The sequence below is a fragment of the Pararhizobium sp. DWP3-4 genome (assembly GCF_049898205.1).
Taxonomy (GTDB): Bacteria; Pseudomonadota; Alphaproteobacteria; order Rhizobiales; family Rhizobiaceae; genus Pararhizobium.
Genome location: NZ_JAFCXF010000001.1, coordinates 690,689 through 706,997, shown reverse-complemented (window position 1 = coordinate 706,997; position 16,309 = coordinate 690,689). Strand labels below are relative to the sequence as shown.

The window sequence follows — 16,309 nt, the reverse complement described above, 5'->3', positions numbered from 1 at the left end:
GGTGAGCGGACGCGCCGGGATTGTTTGCAGATTATTGGATAAAGGTCAGCTTTTCGGCTTCAGGTTTTCCGGGTCGTAGAGCGGCTTGTAGCCGATCCCGACCACCTCGACCGGGTAGGTCTCGGCAAAGTACTCCATGTTCAGCTTGCGGCCCACCTGGCAATAGGCGTGCGGTAGATAGGCAAGCGCGATATTCTTGCCGACGGTCGGGCCAAAGGCGATCGAGGTCGTGTAGGACCGGCGGCCGAGCTCGTCGATCAGCACCTCGCCGGTTTCCGGGTCCATGACCGGCAGGTTGCCGAGCGGGTAGCGCTTCACCCCGGTCTTGTCGGTGTTTTCAGTCATCACAAGCGTGCAGAGCATGGCGGGCTGATGCGCACGCGCCTTGTACTCCAGATGTTTTTCCTTGCCGCGGAAGTCGGCGTCCTTGACCTTTGGTCGCGCAAGGTCAGCTTCGATAAGGTTGTACTGAGTGAGAAGGTCGGCGTTCTGCAGACGCAGGCTCTTTTCCATGCGGCGCGAATTCGCATAGGTCTCGACGCCGAAGGCCATGACGCCGGTCGCCCTCAGCGCATCCCAGACAGCCAGGCCGTCCTCGTACTTCATATGCAGTTCCCAGCCCTGCTCGCCAACATAGGAGATGCGGAAGGCGGTAACGGGCTTGCCCCCGATCTCGATCTGCTTGATCGCGGCGAAGGCGAAGTTTTCCGCATCAAGACCGGCCGGATCGGCGACGACCTTCTTCAGCGTATCGCGGGCATTCGGCCCCCAGATACCGATGGTGATGAATTTTTCGGTCACATCGGTGATGGTGACGTCGAGGCCACGATCTTGCGCAACGCGGCGCATATAGTGAAAGTCGCGCGGGCCGGCATCGGCGCCGTTGATCAGACGGCAGCGGTCTGCCATGCGGATGACGGTAAAGTCGGCGCGCACCATGCCCTCGTCATCCAGGAAGTGGGTATAGATGCCCTTGCCGATATTGCCGTCGCCGCCGATCTTGGCCGCACACAGCCATTCAAGCAGTTCGACGTGATCGGGGCCTTCGATATCGACCATGTGAAAGTGCGAGAGGTTGACGATGCCGCAATCGTCGGTCATCGCCAGATGTTCGGCATTGGAGACGCGCCAGAAATGGCGGCTGTCCCACTCGTTCTCGCGCACGGGAACCTTATCGCCATACTTTTCCAACAGGTGCTCATTGGCGGCATAACCGTGCGCACGCTCCCAGCCGCCGAGTTCCATGAAATAGCCGCCGAGTTCCTTCTCGCGCTCGTAGAAAGGTGAGCGCTTGATGTTGCGACCCGAGGCATAGGGCTCGCGGTTGTGCACGGCGGGGAAGTAGATCTTTTGCGCGGCCTCGTAGGTGCGGCCCTCGATGAATTTTTCCTCCAACTGATGCGGATAGAAGCGCGCGTAATCGATCGAGTTGTGGTCGACCTCGGTGCGCCCATCCGTCATCCAGTCGGCAATCAGCTTGCCGTAGCCGGGGCCGTCCTTGACCCAGATGGCAACGCAGTACCAGAGGCCGCGCACCTTCTGGCTCTCGCCGCACGAGGCGCCGCCGCCGGCGGAGACTTGCAGCAGACCGTTGAACGAGTGGCTTTCATTATAGCCGAGCTCGCCCAAAATCGGCGTCAGCTCCATGGCGCGTTCGAGCGGCTCGATGATCTGCTCCATGTCGAGATCGCGCTGGGACGGCGACAGGCGCGCCTCGTGCTTTTCCAGAATGTCGCGCGGGTGGCAGAGGCGCGGATTGGTGGTCTCGTAATAACCCCACTCGATCTGGCCGCCCTCGGTGGTCTTCGGGTCGCCGGTGTCGCGCATATAGGCGGAGTTGCCCTGGTCGCGCAGAAGCGGAAAGCCGATCTCCTTGCCGGTGCCTTCGAACTCGTTGTACGGACCGAAGAACGTCAGCGGGTGATCGACCGGCATGACCGGCAGGTCCTCGCCGACCATTTCGGCAATCAGGCGGCCCCAGATGCCGGCGCATACGATGACATGGTCGGCCATGATCGTGCCGCGATGGGTGACGACGCCCGTGATGCGGCCACCCTCGACGATCAGCGATTTCGCCGGCGTGTTGCCGTAGACCTGCAGCTTGCCTGATTTTTCCGCTGCATCGACCAGCTTGCCGGCAACGGTCTGCGAGCGCGGAACGACGAGGCCGGCATCGGGATCGAACAGGCCACCCATCACCTGATCTTCCTCGATCAGCGGAAACATTTCTTTGATTTCAGCTGGCGAGACATAATGCGCGCGTGTGCCAAAAGCCTTGGCGGAAGAAAGCTTGCGCTTGATCTCTTCCATCCAGGTGTCATCGCCCGTACGGGCCACTTCAAGGCCGCCGATACGGGCGTAGTGACCCATCTTCTCATAGAAGTCGATGGAATATTGCGTCGTCCAGACCGAGAGATAGTCATGGCTGGTCGTGTAGCAGAAGTCCGAAGCATGCGCCGTCGAACCGATGTCGGTCGGAATGCCCGACTTGTCGATGCCGACGATATCGTCCCAGCCCCGCTCGATCAGGTGATGGGCGATCGACGCGCCGACGATGCCCCCCAGCCCGATGATAACGACCTTCGCCTTTTGCGGAAACTCTGCCATTGCGTGCGACCCTGATTGAATATTGAAACCAGATTTTAGAGTTTGCGGAACCGAGACTAGAGCCTGTCTACGACATAATCATCATGCTGCACGACCAGACGCGTCTTGCGCGCAAATTGGAGGCACCGGCCCCCGAATGTCGCTCCAAATGCCAAAACCAAGTTCACGGCGACGGCTGGCCGGCCGGCCCGGGCAGCCTTTGCTATTCTTCATAGCCCACCAGGCCTCAGTCCCTGTCGCCCACTCCATCGACGGTGACCCGTCGGGGGCGACGTTGCGTTCCGCTGCGCTTGAAAGCTTCAGGCACCGGCGTGGTCACCGCAGCCGGACCGGCAGCCTCGGCCCCCAAAGCCACGGCATCGGCTTCCGGACCCGGCGGCAACGTCTCCGGCTCCAATTCCTCCTTGGGAAAGGGTGCACCGAGACCTTCATCCTTGAAGCGTTCGTAGATCGCCAGCCGGAGATCGTTGCGCACACCGTTGCCATTGACGATATCGGCCAGATAGACCCGCAGTTCGAAGGTCATGGTCGCATCGCCGAAGGCGGTAAAGACAGCCTGTGGTTCCGGATTTTTCAGCACCAGCGGATGGGTAGCTGCGATTTGCAACAGCGTTTCCATCACCTGCCTTGGTGCACTGTCATAGCTGACGGTCACGGGAATATCCGAACGGCCGAGCTTGTTCTTGTGGGTCCAGTTGCCGACGGACGCATTGATGAACAGCGAATTCGGCACCATGATCGTCTGCCGCTGGAATGTCTCGATCTCGGTTGCCCTGACGGAGATGCGCTTGACGAAACCTTCCGTCGTGCCGGTCACCACCCAGTCTCCAACCTTGAACGGCCGCTCGACGAGAAGGATGAGGCCGGAGACGAAATTGGAAACGATGTTCTGCAGGCCGAAACCGACGCCGAGAGACAGGGCACCGGCAACAAGTGCAAGGTTCGACAGATCAAAGCCTGCCGCCGAAATGCCGATGAGCCCGGCAAGACCGATGCCGAGATAGCCGATGCCGGTCTTGACGGAGTTTCGCACGCCCGTATCGACTCGGCTGCGGGCCATGACATTGCCGTCGAGCCAGCGCTGGAACCAGCGGGTGACCACATAGCCGCCGGCAAACAGCAATATCCCGGCCAGGATGCCGACAATCGAGATCTTGATGCTGCCAATGTTGATATCGGTGAAAATACGGTAGGCCCACGCCTCGATATCGGCGATCTGGAAGCCCCATTGCAGCAGGATCAGCGGTATGAAGAACAGGACCACCAGCACGTAGATGCCGAGGCCTGCTGCCAATCCTGTCTGGTCCAGCGCAACTTGCTCCAGTCCGAACCGCTTTTCGAGGTAGCGGCCAACCACCGTGTCGGCGAGCGCGTTCTGCTTGGCAACGGCCTTGCCGGTCAAAACACCGATATACATCGTCACCAGAATAGCACCGGTCATGACGATTTGGGTGGCGATGAACCGGGCAAGGCCGACATAGCCCGCCAGCGCGGCAATGATCAGCAATATGCCGGTGAAAACGAACAGCAGAAAAACGGCGCGGGGCCAGGGCTTGCCCTGCCCCTGCAATGTCTCTCCGGCCGGGACGATCGGCTTGATCAGCGACATCGCCATCAGGATGATGCCGGTGATGATGGTGGCAATCAGGCTTTTGACAACCGTCAGGACCACCGGCGAGCCCATGACCTCGCTGATCGTGCCGGCGAGATAGTCGAGACCGTTGATGGCGGCCATGGCAAAGATCGACAGTGCCAGGCGGCGCGCACCGCGATCGGAAACACGCACCAGCCGCCAGATACTTTGCTTCGGCGCGAGAACGGCATTCGACAAGGTTGATACAAACAGCAGTGCGACGCAGATTGCCAGCGTGGCCGAGATGATCGGCGCAATATCGGGCCGTAAAACCTTGAAAGCCTGAAGAAAGAAATAGCTTGTGGCCGCGAAAACCGCCATTGCCGCTGTCGGAATCATCGTCGACCAGAACGCCACCGACAGGCGGGTGATATAGCCCGGTTCTTCGCTCAGCGGTTCGCGATGGATCAACGGAAAAAACAGTTTTCGCGTGCCCAACAATAGGACCAGGGCTGCGCATAAGGACAGAAACAGCGCCGTCAGCAGCTGCAAGCGCTTGAAATTCCACGCAAATGTCAGCCAGCTACCAACGGTGCGGGTAAAGGCCTGCCGTTCCAGCGTCAGTGAGGCCATCGCATCCATCACCATCGAACCATTGATGTCGGTGTGTTTGAGAAGCGTGTTGCTGAACAGCGCGCGCCGCGTGGCGGTGATGCCGTTCGACAGCTTGGTTGTCTGGATCGACAGGTCTTCCGCCGTTCCCGTCAGCGCGTTGATCTCGCCCCTTTCGGCAAGAAGGCGCTTGCGCTCCTGTGAGACGACATCCGTCTCCGGCGGCGCACCTTCCGCTGGCGGGTCGCCAAGCTCGGCAAGACGCGCCTTGATTTCGTCCAGGCGGGGCCGGGTGGCGACCGATATCGAAATGATCTGCTTCGTCGCCGCATCAACCTCGACCTTCAGTTCCGCCAGACGGCTATCGTCATCTGCGGCATTTTTCGTCTGATCAGTCAGTCTTGCAAGGTTCTTGCGAGCCACGTCCAGCTGCTCGGCGGCCTGTGCCTGCGGGCTCGCCGCTGCGGCAACCGGTTGCTGCGGCGTGGCCTGGACAGCCGGCTCCTGCGCCATGACAGCCGCCGATGCGGCAAACATCCACAAACACAGAAAGGCGGCAAACAGTTTCGATATCATCGGCAATCACATATCCCTTTTCCGGCAGAGCGCAGCTGGAACAGAATCGAGGCGCAGCGCGGACAGTTTGGCTTTCAATAGGCCGGGCAGCAGCCAGATGCAAAATCGGATTTGCGGTCTCCGGTCATCCGTTGGAGCCCGGACGGGTCAAAATCTTGAACCTGGCTGGGAGAGAAACGTGACCTCCGCCGGGGTGGAGACCCGTGCTAAAATTGAATTGCGATGCGGGAAGCGGCCAAACTGCCGGATAACCTCGCGGTGCCGGATGGCGTAATCCAGATAGTTCGCATCGCCCAGATCCGTGAAAAGCGCCACCGATCGCGTCTGATCGACAAGATTTTCAGAATGTTCGAACGGCAGGTAAAGGAAGACACGCTCATCGACGGAAAGGCCGCTATCCGCACCCGCCTCAACCGCAAGAGCCGCCTCCCGCAGGGCCAGACCGTCAGTTGCAAAGGCCAGCGGCGTACCGCGATACATGTTGCGCGGCATCTGGTCGAGCAGCACGATGGTGGCGAGCCGGGCCATCGGTGTGGCACGCCATTCCGGCGGCACGCCACGCGCCAATGCCAAATGCGCCAATCGGAAACGTTGCTCGCACTGGCTGTCGAGGTCCGGATGCGGCTTGAACCAATCCTGCGGCTGCAACTCGCCGAACCAGAACGACAAAACATCTTCCGGTGTACTTAAACCGACGGTGTCCGCCATGTCTCTTTCCTCTTCAGCTTCGCACCTTCGCGGCGCGGCATTATCGCGCGGCCTCTTTTGCCGGCGGCCTGTTTCACACGCAATTTCGGCCTTACCACGGCGGGATAACATTTTCGCGCGCATTGGCTGTGACGTCTGCGCCGTGAAACCTCACTGCTCGCCCTTGCCGATTTGCCAGCATTTACGGCATCCCGGACCACACGCGCAATCAGGTTCCGATCTTTGTCAGTGGCAAAAGAAGCGGCTTGTTCCAACGCGCTGGAAAATCATCGCAGAAGCGTTATGTCACAGATGGAAGGGATCAGGAGGTCCTGGTTGGGAGTTCGACAATGAAAAAAATGATCGTTGCGGCCCTTGCCGCCCTGTTTCTAACGTCCTGCGTCGAAACGCAGTCCTATGGTGGATCCTATCGCGGGCCCGAGCCTATCCCCGGCAGCATAACTTATGGTGGCCAGCCGCGCACCAAACTCAGGAAAGCGCCGGTCGGAAGCACCCTTCATAACAATTTCTACGGCCCTTACGGCGAGCGGATCGAAGAGACCTATGTGGTCATGCCGGACCGGTCACTCAAGCTGGTTGCGCGCCGCCGGGGCTTTATCGGCTTCCCTTACGATTGACGTTCCGCAGTCGGTCCCGGCGTGGTAACTTATTCCTGAGAACGGATCGTCGTGGCCGCTCTGAAGCAAATGATTTCGATATTGCGCCCAGCAAAGAGCAGGACTTTCTCCGGCTGTACGCGCAAAGGGAAAGTTCTGCGTTATAAAATTCCACTTAATGAATAGAGTATGGCTGCTAACAACGGAGGTAGACATGCGAGCGAAACGACTCACGAAATTCTTTACGGTGGCGCTTCTCGCCTCCAGCATCCAGATCGGCGGGCTCGGCATTGCTTTCGCCGATACGACGATCCTCAATGTCTCCTACGACCCGACGCGCGAACTCTACAAGGATTTTAACGCGGCCTTCGCTGAAAAGTGGAAGACGGATACGGGCGAGACCGTGACCATCCAGACGTCACATGGCGGGTCCGGCAAGCAGGCACGCTCGGTCATCGACGGGTTGGAAGCCGACGTCGTGACGCTGGCGCTGGAAGCCGATATCGACGCGATCGTCAAGGAAACCGGCAAGATTCCGGCAGACTGGAAGACGAAGTTCGAAAACAACAGCGCTCCGTACACCTCGACGATCGTATTCCTCGTCCGTAAAGGCAACCCGAAGGGCATCAAGGACTGGGGTGATCTGGTCAAGGACGATATCCAGGTGATCACGCCGAACCCGAAAACCTCGGGCGGCGCCCGCTGGAACTTCCTGGCCGCTTGGGCGTGGGCACGCGCAGCCAATGGCGGAGACGACACCAAGGCCCAGGAATATGTCGCTGACCTCTTCAAGCATGTTCCCGTGCTGGACACCGGCGCACGCGGCGCCACCACCACATTCGTGCAGCGCGGTCTCGGCGACGTCCTGATCGCCTGGGAAAACGAGGCCTATCTGTCACTGGAAGAACTCGGCCCCGACAAATTCGACATCATCACCCCGACGATTTCGATCAAGGCGGAACCGCCGGTGGCGCTGGTCGATGGCAATGTCGATGCCAAGGGCACACGCAAGGTGGCGGAGGCCTATCTGCAGTACCTCTACTCGGATGTCGGCCAGAAGATCGCCGCCAAACACTATTATCGGCCTTTCAAGCCTGAAGTCGCCGATCCGAATGATATCAAGCGATTTGCCGATGTGAAGCTCGTCACTATTGACGAATTCGGTGGATGGAAGGAAGCTCAGCCAAAATATTTTGGGGACGGTGGACTGTTTGACCAGATCTACAAGCCGGGGCAATAAGACTATATGACCGCACGCACAGCTTCGCTGTGGCAATTCAGACAGCCGAGCGTCATTCCGGGATTCGGGTTGGCGCTCGGCGTTACTTTGTCATGGCTCATACTCATCATTCTCATCCCTCTCTCCGGCCTTGCCTGGCGCTCGAGCGCATTGGGCTGGAGCACGTTCTGGGCGCTCGCCACGGACCAACGCACAATCAACGCCTTGCGCATCAGTTTCGGCACCGCCTTCGTCGCCGCCCTGATCAATGTCGTCTTCGGCGTCATCCTTGCCTGGGTGCTGGTGCGCTACCGGTTTCCGGGCAAGCGCATCATCGACGCCATGGTCGACCTGCCCTTCGCACTTCCGACCGCCGTTGCCGGTATCGCGCTGACGACGCTTTATGCGCCGAACGGCTGGATCGGCAGCCTTCTGGCGCCGCTTGGCATCAAGATCGCCTTCACGCCGATCGGTATCGTCTTTGCGTTAGTCTTCGTCGGCCTGCCCTTCGTCGTCAGAACCGTGCAGCCGATCATGGAGGAAATCGACAAGGAGGTTGAGGAAGCAGCCGCCACGTTGGGTGCCAATCGCTTCCAGACCATCAGGCGCGTGCTTCTGCCGGGGCTTGCGCCTGCGGTGCTGACCGGGTTTGCGTTGGCATTTGCCCGCGGTGTCGGCGAATACGGATCGGTCATCTTCATCGCCGGCAACCTTCCCTATATCTCGGAAATCGCCCCTCTTTTGATCGTCATCCGCCTGGAGGAATTCAACTATCCGGCCGCGACCGCCATCGCCGCCGTCATGCTGATCATCTCATTTGCCATGCTGTTGATCATCAATATGATCCAGGCCTGGAGCAGGAGGAGATACGGCTATGGCTCATGAGACCACAACAACCGGTACCGGCAACACGGAACTGGTCCGGGTCGCCACCTCCGAAAGCCGGTATGCGCGCTACGGACTGATCGGCACAGCGCTCTGTTTCGTGGCGCTGTTCCTTGTCCTGCCACTTGCGGCAGTGTTCACCGAAGCCATGCGCAACGGCCCTGGCGAGTTCTTTACCGTCTTATCCGATCCGGAAACCTTTGCCGCCATCAAGCTGACGCTGCTGGTCGCCGTGATCGCCGTGCCGCTCAATCTGGTGTTCGGCATTGCCGCCGCATGGGCGATCGCCAAGTTCGAATTCAAGGGCAAGGCGTTTCTCACCACCTTGATCGACCTGCCCTTTTCGGTTTCGCCGGTCATTTCCGGCTTGGTCTTCGTGCTTTTGTTCGGCTCGCACAGCCTGCTTGGGCCCTGGCTGCAGCACCACGGCATCCAGATCCTGTTTGCGGTTCCCGGCATCGTGCTGGCGACAGTGTTTGTCACCTTCCCCTTCGTTGCCCGCGAACTGATCCCGCTGATGCAGGAACAGGGAACCAGCGATGAGGAAGCCGCCCTGTCACTCGGGGCAAGCGGCTGGCAGACATTCTGGTATGTCACGCTGCCCAACATCAAATGGGGCCTGCTCTATGGTGTCCTGCTCTGCAACGCCCGTGCCATGGGTGAATTCGGCGCAGTCTCCGTCGTTTCCGGACATATCCGTGGACTGACCAACACCATGCCGCTGCAGGTGGAAATTCTCTACAATGAATATAATTTCGTTGCCGCCTTTGCCGTCGCAACGCTTCTCGCCCTGCTGGCTCTCGTCACCCTCGTTCTGAAGTCGCTGCTTGAAATGAAGTACAGCGAACAGATCGCCGCCAGCCGCCGGCACTGAAAGGTCATAGTTTACATGGAAGTTCGCGTTCAAAACATACGCAAGGAATTCGGCCGCTTTCCGGCGCTGAACGACGTCTCGCTCGATATCCGCTCCGGCGAACTGATCGCTCTGCTCGGCCCTTCCGGCTCCGGCAAGACGACGTTGCTGCGGCTGATCGCAGGCCTTGAAAGCCCGACCGACGGTACTGTCTATTTCGGCAACGAGGATGCCTCGCGCAAAACCGTGCAGCAGCGCAACATCGGTTTTGTGTTCCAGCATTACGCCCTGTTCCGACACATGACGGTGCTTGACAACGTCTCCTTCGGCCTGACGATCCGGCCGGCCGGCCGCCGCCCCTCCAAGGCCGACATCCGCAAGCGCGCGCTCGAGCTGCTCGACCTCGTTCAGCTGAGTGGCCTTGAAAAACGCTACCCGGCGCAGCTCTCCGGCGGCCAGCGCCAGCGCGTGGCGCTGGCCCGCGCCATGGCGGTGGAACCCAATGTCCTTCTTCTCGACGAGCCGTTCGGCGCACTCGACGCGCAGGTGCGTAAGGAACTGCGCCGCTGGCTGCGCGAGATCCACGATCGCACCGGCCACACGACGGTTTTCGTCACGCACGATCAGGATGAAGCGCTGGAACTCGCCGATCGGGTCGTCGTCATGAGCAAGGGCAAGATCGAGCAGATCGGCACGCCCGACGAAATCTACGACACGCCCAACTCCCCCTTCGTCTTCGGCTTCATCGGCCAGTCCAACATCCTGCCTGTGCGGGTCGAAAACGGCCAGCTCTGGATCGAGGACCGGTCGATCGGCGTCAGCGCGCAGGGCGAAGCCGATGGCCCCGGCCAGCTCTATTTCCGCCCGCACGATATCGAACTGCTCGACAGCAGCGACGGCTGCATTACCGGCCTCGTCACGGTGACCCGCCGCGTTGCCGGAACGCGCCATGTCGAACTCGATATCGGTGCCGCCAATAATAAGGTCGAGATCGAACTGCCGCCGGAAAAAATCACCTCCGACCGCTCCCGCATCTCCTTCCGTCCGACCCGCTGGAAGCTGTTTCGGGATTAGCAACGAAATCCGCGCGACAGTCCTCATGCCATCCTGCGCAGGCCCCTTCCAAGGCCAACGCAGGATGCAGCGTCTGCAGAAGCCGGATTGCCGTGTCAAAACGTCTGCTTGCCAACATATGGTCTTGGTTTTCCACTCTTTTCCACAGGACAGACTTGATCCGTGCCAGCAAGCCGTCGCATCCTGCCGAGCCATCCAGGATTGGGATCTCGCCGGGGCCAGCCATGAACTATCGACGTGAAATCGACGGCCTCCGATCCGTCGCCGTTATACCTGTGGTGCTGTTTCACGCCGGGTTTCAGCAGTTCGGCGGCGGCTTCGTCGGCGTCGATATCTTCTTCGTCATCAGCGGATATCTGATCACCTCGATCATCATCGCGGAACGCGAAAAGGGCCATTTCTCGCTGCTTAAATTCTACGAACGCCGGGCCCGCCGCATTCTGCCCGTGCTGTTTTTCGTGCTGGCGTGCTGCCTGCCGTTTGCCTGGGCCTGGATGCTGCCGGCGCAGATGGCAAGTTTCGCCCGCAGCATCATCGCCGTCTGCCTGTTCGGCTCCAACTTCCTCTTCTGGCATGAGAGCGGCGGTTACTTCGCAGCCGCATCGGAAGAACAGCCGCTGCTGCACACCTGGAGCCTTGCCGTCGAAGAACAGTATTACATGCTGTTTCCGCTTTTCGTCATGCTGATCTGGCGGTTTGGGCGGCGGGCGCTGATCGCCGCCATATCCGCCGTGGCGCTCGCCAGCCTGCTGCTTGCCCAATACGGCTCGATCAATTTCGAGACCGCCAATTTCTACCTGCCGAACACCCGCGCCTGGGAACTGCTGGCGGGCTCGCTCTGCGCTTTCCTGCTGACCGGCGGTAAACACTATAAAAGCAACATCCTGTCGCTTGCCGGACTGTGCATCATCGTCTTTTCGATTTTCGACTACGATCAGACGACACCCTTCCCCTCACTCTATGCACTCGTTCCTGTTCTGGGCGCCGTGCTGATCATCCTCTTCGGGTCACAAGGCACTGTCACTGCCCGGCTGCTTTCGACGCGTCCGATGGTCGGCATCGGATTGATCAGCTACAGCCTTTATCTCTGGCACCAGCCGGTCTTTGCCTTCGCCCGCATCCGCAGCATCACGGAACCGTCGCTGGTGTTGATGAGCATCCTGGCGCTTGCCTCCGTCGGCCTTGCCTATCTGTCCTGGCGGTTCATCGAGACGCCGTTCCGCACGACAGGCTCGGCGCGGCTGCTGCCGACGCCCGTCCGCATTCTCAGTGCCGGTGGCATAACGGCATTGCTTTTCATCGGCATCGGGTTTTATGGCACGTCAAGCAATGGCCTGCAGTTCCGCTTGCCACAGACTGCATTGACCGCTCTTGCCGAACAGCAGCATCACGATCCCGTCATGAATACCTGCCTGTTCGACAAGGGCGAAACCTCCCTGCCCCATCCTGTCCGGGAATGCCTGACGAAACATTCGGCCAGCAGCAAGACCATCCTGATCGGCGATTCGCACGCCGGAGCACTTGGTGGGGAGGCGCTCCGCAGCTTCGATGCAGCCAATGTCGATCTCTATGTGATGGCGCATTCGGCCTGTGTCGGCTTTTCCGGATTCTATGTGTCCAACCCGAAATACAAGCTGCGCTGCAACCCGTTTTTTACCGGCATCGAGAATTACATCCGCACGAGCGGCATGCAGACCATCATCATGGCGAGCCGCTGGAGCCTCTATGTCGACGGCACGCCGTTTGACAATGGCGAGGGTGGTATCGAACCGCTGCAGCCGACCTATGCCGATCTGCTGGACCGCCTTGACGAGCACGCCAAACAGGATGATCCGGCGCGCAAGGCACGAGTGCTGACGCAATATGTGGAAGATATCCGGGCCTATCTCGATTCCGGCCACAACGTCGTGCTGGTCTATCCGATCCCGGAGGCCGGATGGAACGTTCCGGACATCGTAGCAAAAACGGCGACGGCGGGTATCCGGAACTTGGAACTCAGCACCAGCTACGCGCGGTATCGGCAGCGAAACGGCGCGGTGATCGCAGCCTTCGATGCCCTCTCTCATCCCAACCTTTTCCGTGTCCGGCCGGCTGATTACTTCTGCAACAGCTTCGTAAAGGGTCGCTGCATCAACAGTCTGAGCGCTGACAAGGTGTTTTACTTCGATGACGATCACCCGTCCGATACGGGCGCCCGGTTGGTTGCTCCAGCGATACTGAAAGCCGTTCAGACCATTGAAGCAGCAGCGACCGGCATCACTACGCGGTAGACCAGTGGATCTGCAACTCCAGTTTCATTCTGACGACAGGCCTGTGATCTGCGTTCTGCACCTCGATTTCCAAAGCTTTGACCGGATCCTCCGGCAACCCGTCGAGCGCCATTTCGGCCAGCACGATCTTTGCCTGGCGGATGGCGGCAATCAGATCCGGGAAATCAAATGGATCATCGGCCGGAATTGTGCCGTCATTGTCGATTACTTTGAAATAGAACGCAGCCATGACAAACTTTCCCTGTTTTGAGGAAAAGGCCTGAAAACGCAAAAGGTTGCCTGACAAAAACTTTTCGTGGCATCGCAGCACATGTCTTAGTGAATAGCGCTGCATTCAAATCGCGCTAAACTGCAGCCATAACGGCCGCTCTTCCATCGACGGCGGCTCAGGACAGAACGTCCATCCTCAAAAGGAGGAACAACAATGGCATATTTCAATCCGCACGCCGACGCCCTGTGCAGCGAAGATATCGACATCTTGCGTCAGGTTTTCGATCAGTTTTGCAAGGCACATCAGACGACCGGCTCGGACGCAGATATGCAAATCTGCGCCGCCGCTATTGTTCGGCTGTACCAAGGCGGAGTACGCGACCCTGCAGCTTTGACCAAAGCATGTGAGACAGCTCTGAGGCAGGATTTCGCAATCGGCGCATAATGGGAGATGGAGCGGCTAACCAGGCCGGCTGCTATTTGGTTTCCTCGGCTGCATTTTCCGGTGTGACCACCAGCGGGTCTGGTGGCACCAAGCTATTGGAGCTTTCGTCCGGCGCAAAATGTTGGACGGCGAGGATGCTCAGGATCGAACCGACGATAAGTGCGATGACGCCGAGCAAAAGTGTACGGGAGGTCATCGGCAGCCCCAGCTCGAAACAATACCAGGACGGGCCGCATTTTCTGCGGCCCGATTTTCATTCAGCTTACTCATACACATAGACAATACGGCGGCTTTGCGGATGGACCAGCATCGGCCGGTCATTGATGCGCACGTAGCTGTACTGGTAATTCGGCACCTGGGTAATCACCATGTCACCGGGCAGCGTCGCCCCGACGACCACTTCGCCATCATAGGTAACGGCATCCATCGGAGCGCCATCGATATAGGTGCGCACTTCCGGCGGCGGGATGATTGCGCCGCTGCTATCAACGGTACCAACCAGTTCATCACCGGGCGCCGGCGATGCAGGACCGTCGACAACCACGGTCTTTTCGTAGGTGACCACCGGAACTCCTAGGTCAGCGCGGCGGTCCTGAATAATGACCGGCGCGCCATCGTAATCGACCGTCAATTCCTTCGCGTACACCCAGCCACGCAGACCGTTGACGTCGATCCGGCACCAGCTTTCGCCTTCAAGGCAGCCATCAAGCGCCGCAGCGCTGCCACGCGTGGCAATGCCGACCGACGGATAGTCCGCGCTCGGTCCGGAATAAACCGTCAGATCAGTTGCAGTCGTTGCCATCATGCCGGCGGACGCAAAGCCGGCTCCCGTCAGAAACATCGCACCCGCGAGCAAAGGCTTTGAAATCCACTGCATGTCGTTCTCCTTTTTGAACAGTGGAGACAAAACGCCCGACCGTCGCCAAGGTTCCTTTGCCAGCCTGGCTTACCCGGACTGCAACTGACTGAGGCGGCTGTAGAGACCGTTCTTGCCCAAAAGTTCGGCATGACTGCCATCCTCGACAATCGCGCCCTCGTTGACGACCAGAATGCGGTCGGCCTGGGTGATCGTCGCCAGCCGATGGGCGATGACCAGTGTCGTTCGTCCCTTCGACAATTCCGAAAGGGATTGCTGGATGGCGCGTTCGGTTTCGGTGTCGAGCGCCGATGTCGCTTCATCGAGGATCAGGATCGGCGGGTTTTTCAGGAAGATTCGGGCAATCGCCAGGCGCTGCTTCTGTCCGCCCGACAGTTTGACTCCGCGCTCGCCCACAACCGTGTCGAGCCCCTGCGGCAGGCCGGCGATGACGTTTTCAAGCCGCGCCTTGCGGGCTGCCTCGACAATATCCGCCTCGCTGGCATCAAGCCGTCCATAGGCGATATTTTCGCGTAAGGAGCCGGCAAACAGGAAGACATCCTGGCTGACGATGCCGATATGATTGCGCAGCGACCGCAGGCTCATGTCGCGGATGTCGATATCGTCGATGGTGATGGAGCCGCCGGTTACCTCGTAGAAACGCGGCAAGAGTGCGCAGATCGTCGTCTTGCCCGCACCTGAAGGACCGACGAAAGCCACCGTCTCGCCAGCGCGGATGTCGATGCTCAAATCCTTCAGGATCGCCTTTGATTCCCGGTAGCCGAACGAAGCCTTGTCATAGCGGATATTGCCCTTCAGCCCGGAAACATCGCGGGCATCCGGTCTATCGGCGATATCCGGGCGCGTATCGAGAAAATCGATATAGCGGCGAAAACCGGCAATGCCCTTGGGATAGGTCTCGATGACCGAATTGATCTTGTCCACCGGGCGGAAGAACACGCCGACCAGAAGCAGAAACCCGACGAACCCGCCGGCCGTCAGCTCGCCGCTCAACACGAAATAGCTGCCGGCGACCAGCACGACCATCTGGACGAGACGCATGGAGAGATAGCTCAGCGTCGTCGATACGGCCAATATCCGGTAGGCATCGAGCTTGGTCTTGCGATAGCGCTGGTTGTCCTTCTCGAACAACCCGCGTTCGTGATCCTCGTTGGCGAACGCCTGCACGACGCGGATGCCGCCGACATTTTCCTCGATGCGGGCGTTGAAATCACCGACACGATTGTAGAGCGCCTGCCAGTTGCGGGTCATCCGGCCGCCGTAGCGGGTGGTCAGCCAAGCCGTCAGCGGCAGCACCAGTGCAGTGATCATCGCCAGTTTCGGGTTGACCGAGAACATTAACAGGAAGGCGCCGATCAGCGTCATGATGGCAATAAACACGTCTTCCGGGCCGTGATGGGCAACCTCGCCGATCTCCTCCAGGTCCTTGGTCAAGCGGGCCACGAGATGGCCGGTCTTCTGGTTGTCGAAATAGCCGAAGGACAGTTTCTGCAGGTGATCGAAAGCCTTGCGCCGCATCTCGGTCTCGATATTGATCCCGAGCATATGGCCCCAATAGGTGACGATAGCCATCAACCCGCCATTGACAAGATAGATCACCATCAGACCTGCAGAAGCCGCCGCGACATAGCCCCACTGCCCTGTCGGCAACAGCACATCGATGAACAGCTTGACGGCGATCGGGAAACCCAGTTCCAGCAGCCCGGACGTCACAGCGCAGGAAAAGTCCAGAATGAAGAGACGCCGGTGCGGCCGGTAATAGGAAAAGAAACGGGCGATAAGATCGCGCATGCTTTGGATCCTT

General features: G+C 59.4%; 14 protein-coding genes. 7 read left to right on the top strand and 7 right to left on the bottom strand.

Going from position 1 to position 16,309, the window contains the following annotated elements; translation table 11 throughout:
• Positions 1-45 precede the first annotated feature (45 nt).
• The 3 genes from ACP7E6_RS03315 to ACP7E6_RS03305 form a co-directional block, all read right to left on the bottom strand.
• Positions 46-2,607 carry a GcvT family protein gene (locus tag ACP7E6_RS03315; protein ID WP_426227874.1) on the bottom strand — a complete coding sequence of 854 codons (2,562 nt, stop codon included), beginning with the start codon at positions 2,605-2,607 and terminating at the stop codon, positions 46-48.
• A 226-nt stretch (positions 2,608-2,833) separates the two neighbouring features.
• Positions 2,834-5,329 (bottom strand): mechanosensitive ion channel family protein, encoded by a 2,496-nt coding sequence (locus ACP7E6_RS03310; RefSeq protein ID WP_426228530.1) that lies wholly within the window; start codon positions 5,327-5,329, stop codon positions 2,834-2,836.
• A 186-nt stretch (positions 5,330-5,515) separates the two neighbouring features.
• On the bottom strand, positions 5,516-6,076 hold the full coding sequence (locus tag ACP7E6_RS03305; RefSeq protein WP_426227872.1) for a DUF924 family protein: 561 nt from the start codon (positions 6,074-6,076) through the stop codon (positions 5,516-5,518).
• Positions 6,077-6,405: 329 nt separating this feature from the next.
• On the opposite strand from ACP7E6_RS03305, the gene ACP7E6_RS03300 reads away from it, so the two are divergent.
• From ACP7E6_RS03300 to ACP7E6_RS03275, 6 genes are all read left to right on the top strand, one after another.
• Positions 6,406-6,693 (top strand): membrane lipoprotein lipid attachment site-containing protein, encoded by a 288-nt coding sequence (locus ACP7E6_RS03300; RefSeq protein ID WP_426227870.1) that lies wholly within the window; start codon positions 6,406-6,408, stop codon positions 6,691-6,693.
• Positions 6,694-6,886: 193 nt separating this feature from the next.
• Positions 6,887-7,912 (top strand): sulfate ABC transporter substrate-binding protein, encoded by a 1,026-nt coding sequence (locus ACP7E6_RS03295; RefSeq protein ID WP_426227868.1) that lies wholly within the window; start codon positions 6,887-6,889, stop codon positions 7,910-7,912.
• 6 nt (positions 7,913-7,918) lie between these two features.
• Positions 7,919-8,776 (top strand): sulfate ABC transporter permease subunit CysT, encoded by an 858-nt coding sequence (gene cysT, locus ACP7E6_RS03290; RefSeq protein WP_426227866.1) that lies wholly within the window; start codon positions 7,919-7,921, stop codon positions 8,774-8,776.
• The gene (gene cysW / locus ACP7E6_RS03285; protein WP_426227864.1) at positions 8,766-9,650 is read left to right on the top strand and encodes a sulfate ABC transporter permease subunit CysW; all 885 of its coding nucleotides are present in this window, start codon (positions 8,766-8,768) and stop codon (positions 9,648-9,650) included. The genes cysT and cysW overlap by 11 nt, the downstream gene beginning before the upstream one ends.
• Before the next feature lie 15 nt (positions 9,651-9,665).
• Positions 9,666-10,703: a sulfate/molybdate ABC transporter ATP-binding protein gene (locus tag ACP7E6_RS03280; RefSeq protein ID WP_426227862.1), complete on the top strand. Its 1,038-nt coding sequence runs from the start codon at positions 9,666-9,668 to the stop codon at positions 10,701-10,703.
• Positions 10,704-10,927: 224 nt separating this feature from the next.
• Positions 10,928-12,973, top strand: coding sequence for an acyltransferase family protein (locus ACP7E6_RS03275; RefSeq protein WP_426227861.1), 2,046 nt, complete (start codon positions 10,928-10,930; stop codon positions 12,971-12,973).
• On the opposite strand, the gene ACP7E6_RS03270 is transcribed toward ACP7E6_RS03275, so the two are convergent.
• Positions 12,963-13,307, bottom strand: a complete 345-nt coding sequence (locus ACP7E6_RS03270; protein ID WP_426227859.1) for a DUF6894 family protein — start codon at positions 13,305-13,307, stop codon at positions 12,963-12,965. The genes ACP7E6_RS03275 and ACP7E6_RS03270 overlap by 11 nt on opposite strands.
• 90 nt (positions 13,308-13,397) lie before the next feature.
• On the opposite strand from ACP7E6_RS03270, the gene ACP7E6_RS03265 reads away from it, so the two are divergent.
• Complete coding sequence (locus ACP7E6_RS03265) at positions 13,398-13,628, top strand: hypothetical protein (RefSeq protein ID WP_426227857.1); 231 nt, start codon at positions 13,398-13,400, stop codon at positions 13,626-13,628.
• Positions 13,629-13,659: 31 nt separating this feature from the next.
• Here the strand turns inward: ACP7E6_RS03265 and ACP7E6_RS03260 are convergent, their stop codons facing one another.
• The 3 genes from ACP7E6_RS03260 to ACP7E6_RS03250 all read right to left on the bottom strand — a co-directional run bounded on the left by ACP7E6_RS03260 (position 13,660) and on the right by ACP7E6_RS03250 (position 16,296).
• Entirely contained in the window at positions 13,660-13,824 is a 165-nt protein-coding gene (locus tag ACP7E6_RS03260) for a hypothetical protein (protein WP_426227855.1), read from the bottom strand.
• A 66-nt stretch (positions 13,825-13,890) separates the two neighbouring features.
• Complete coding sequence (locus ACP7E6_RS03255; protein ID WP_426227853.1) at positions 13,891-14,505, bottom strand: DUF1236 domain-containing protein; 615 nt, start codon at positions 14,503-14,505, stop codon at positions 13,891-13,893.
• Between the two features lie 69 nt (positions 14,506-14,574).
• The gene (locus ACP7E6_RS03250) at positions 14,575-16,296 is read right to left on the bottom strand and encodes an ABC transporter ATP-binding protein (RefSeq protein ID WP_426227851.1); all 1,722 of its coding nucleotides are present in this window, start codon (positions 16,294-16,296) and stop codon (positions 14,575-14,577) included.
• Positions 16,297-16,309: the final 13 nt, after the last annotated feature.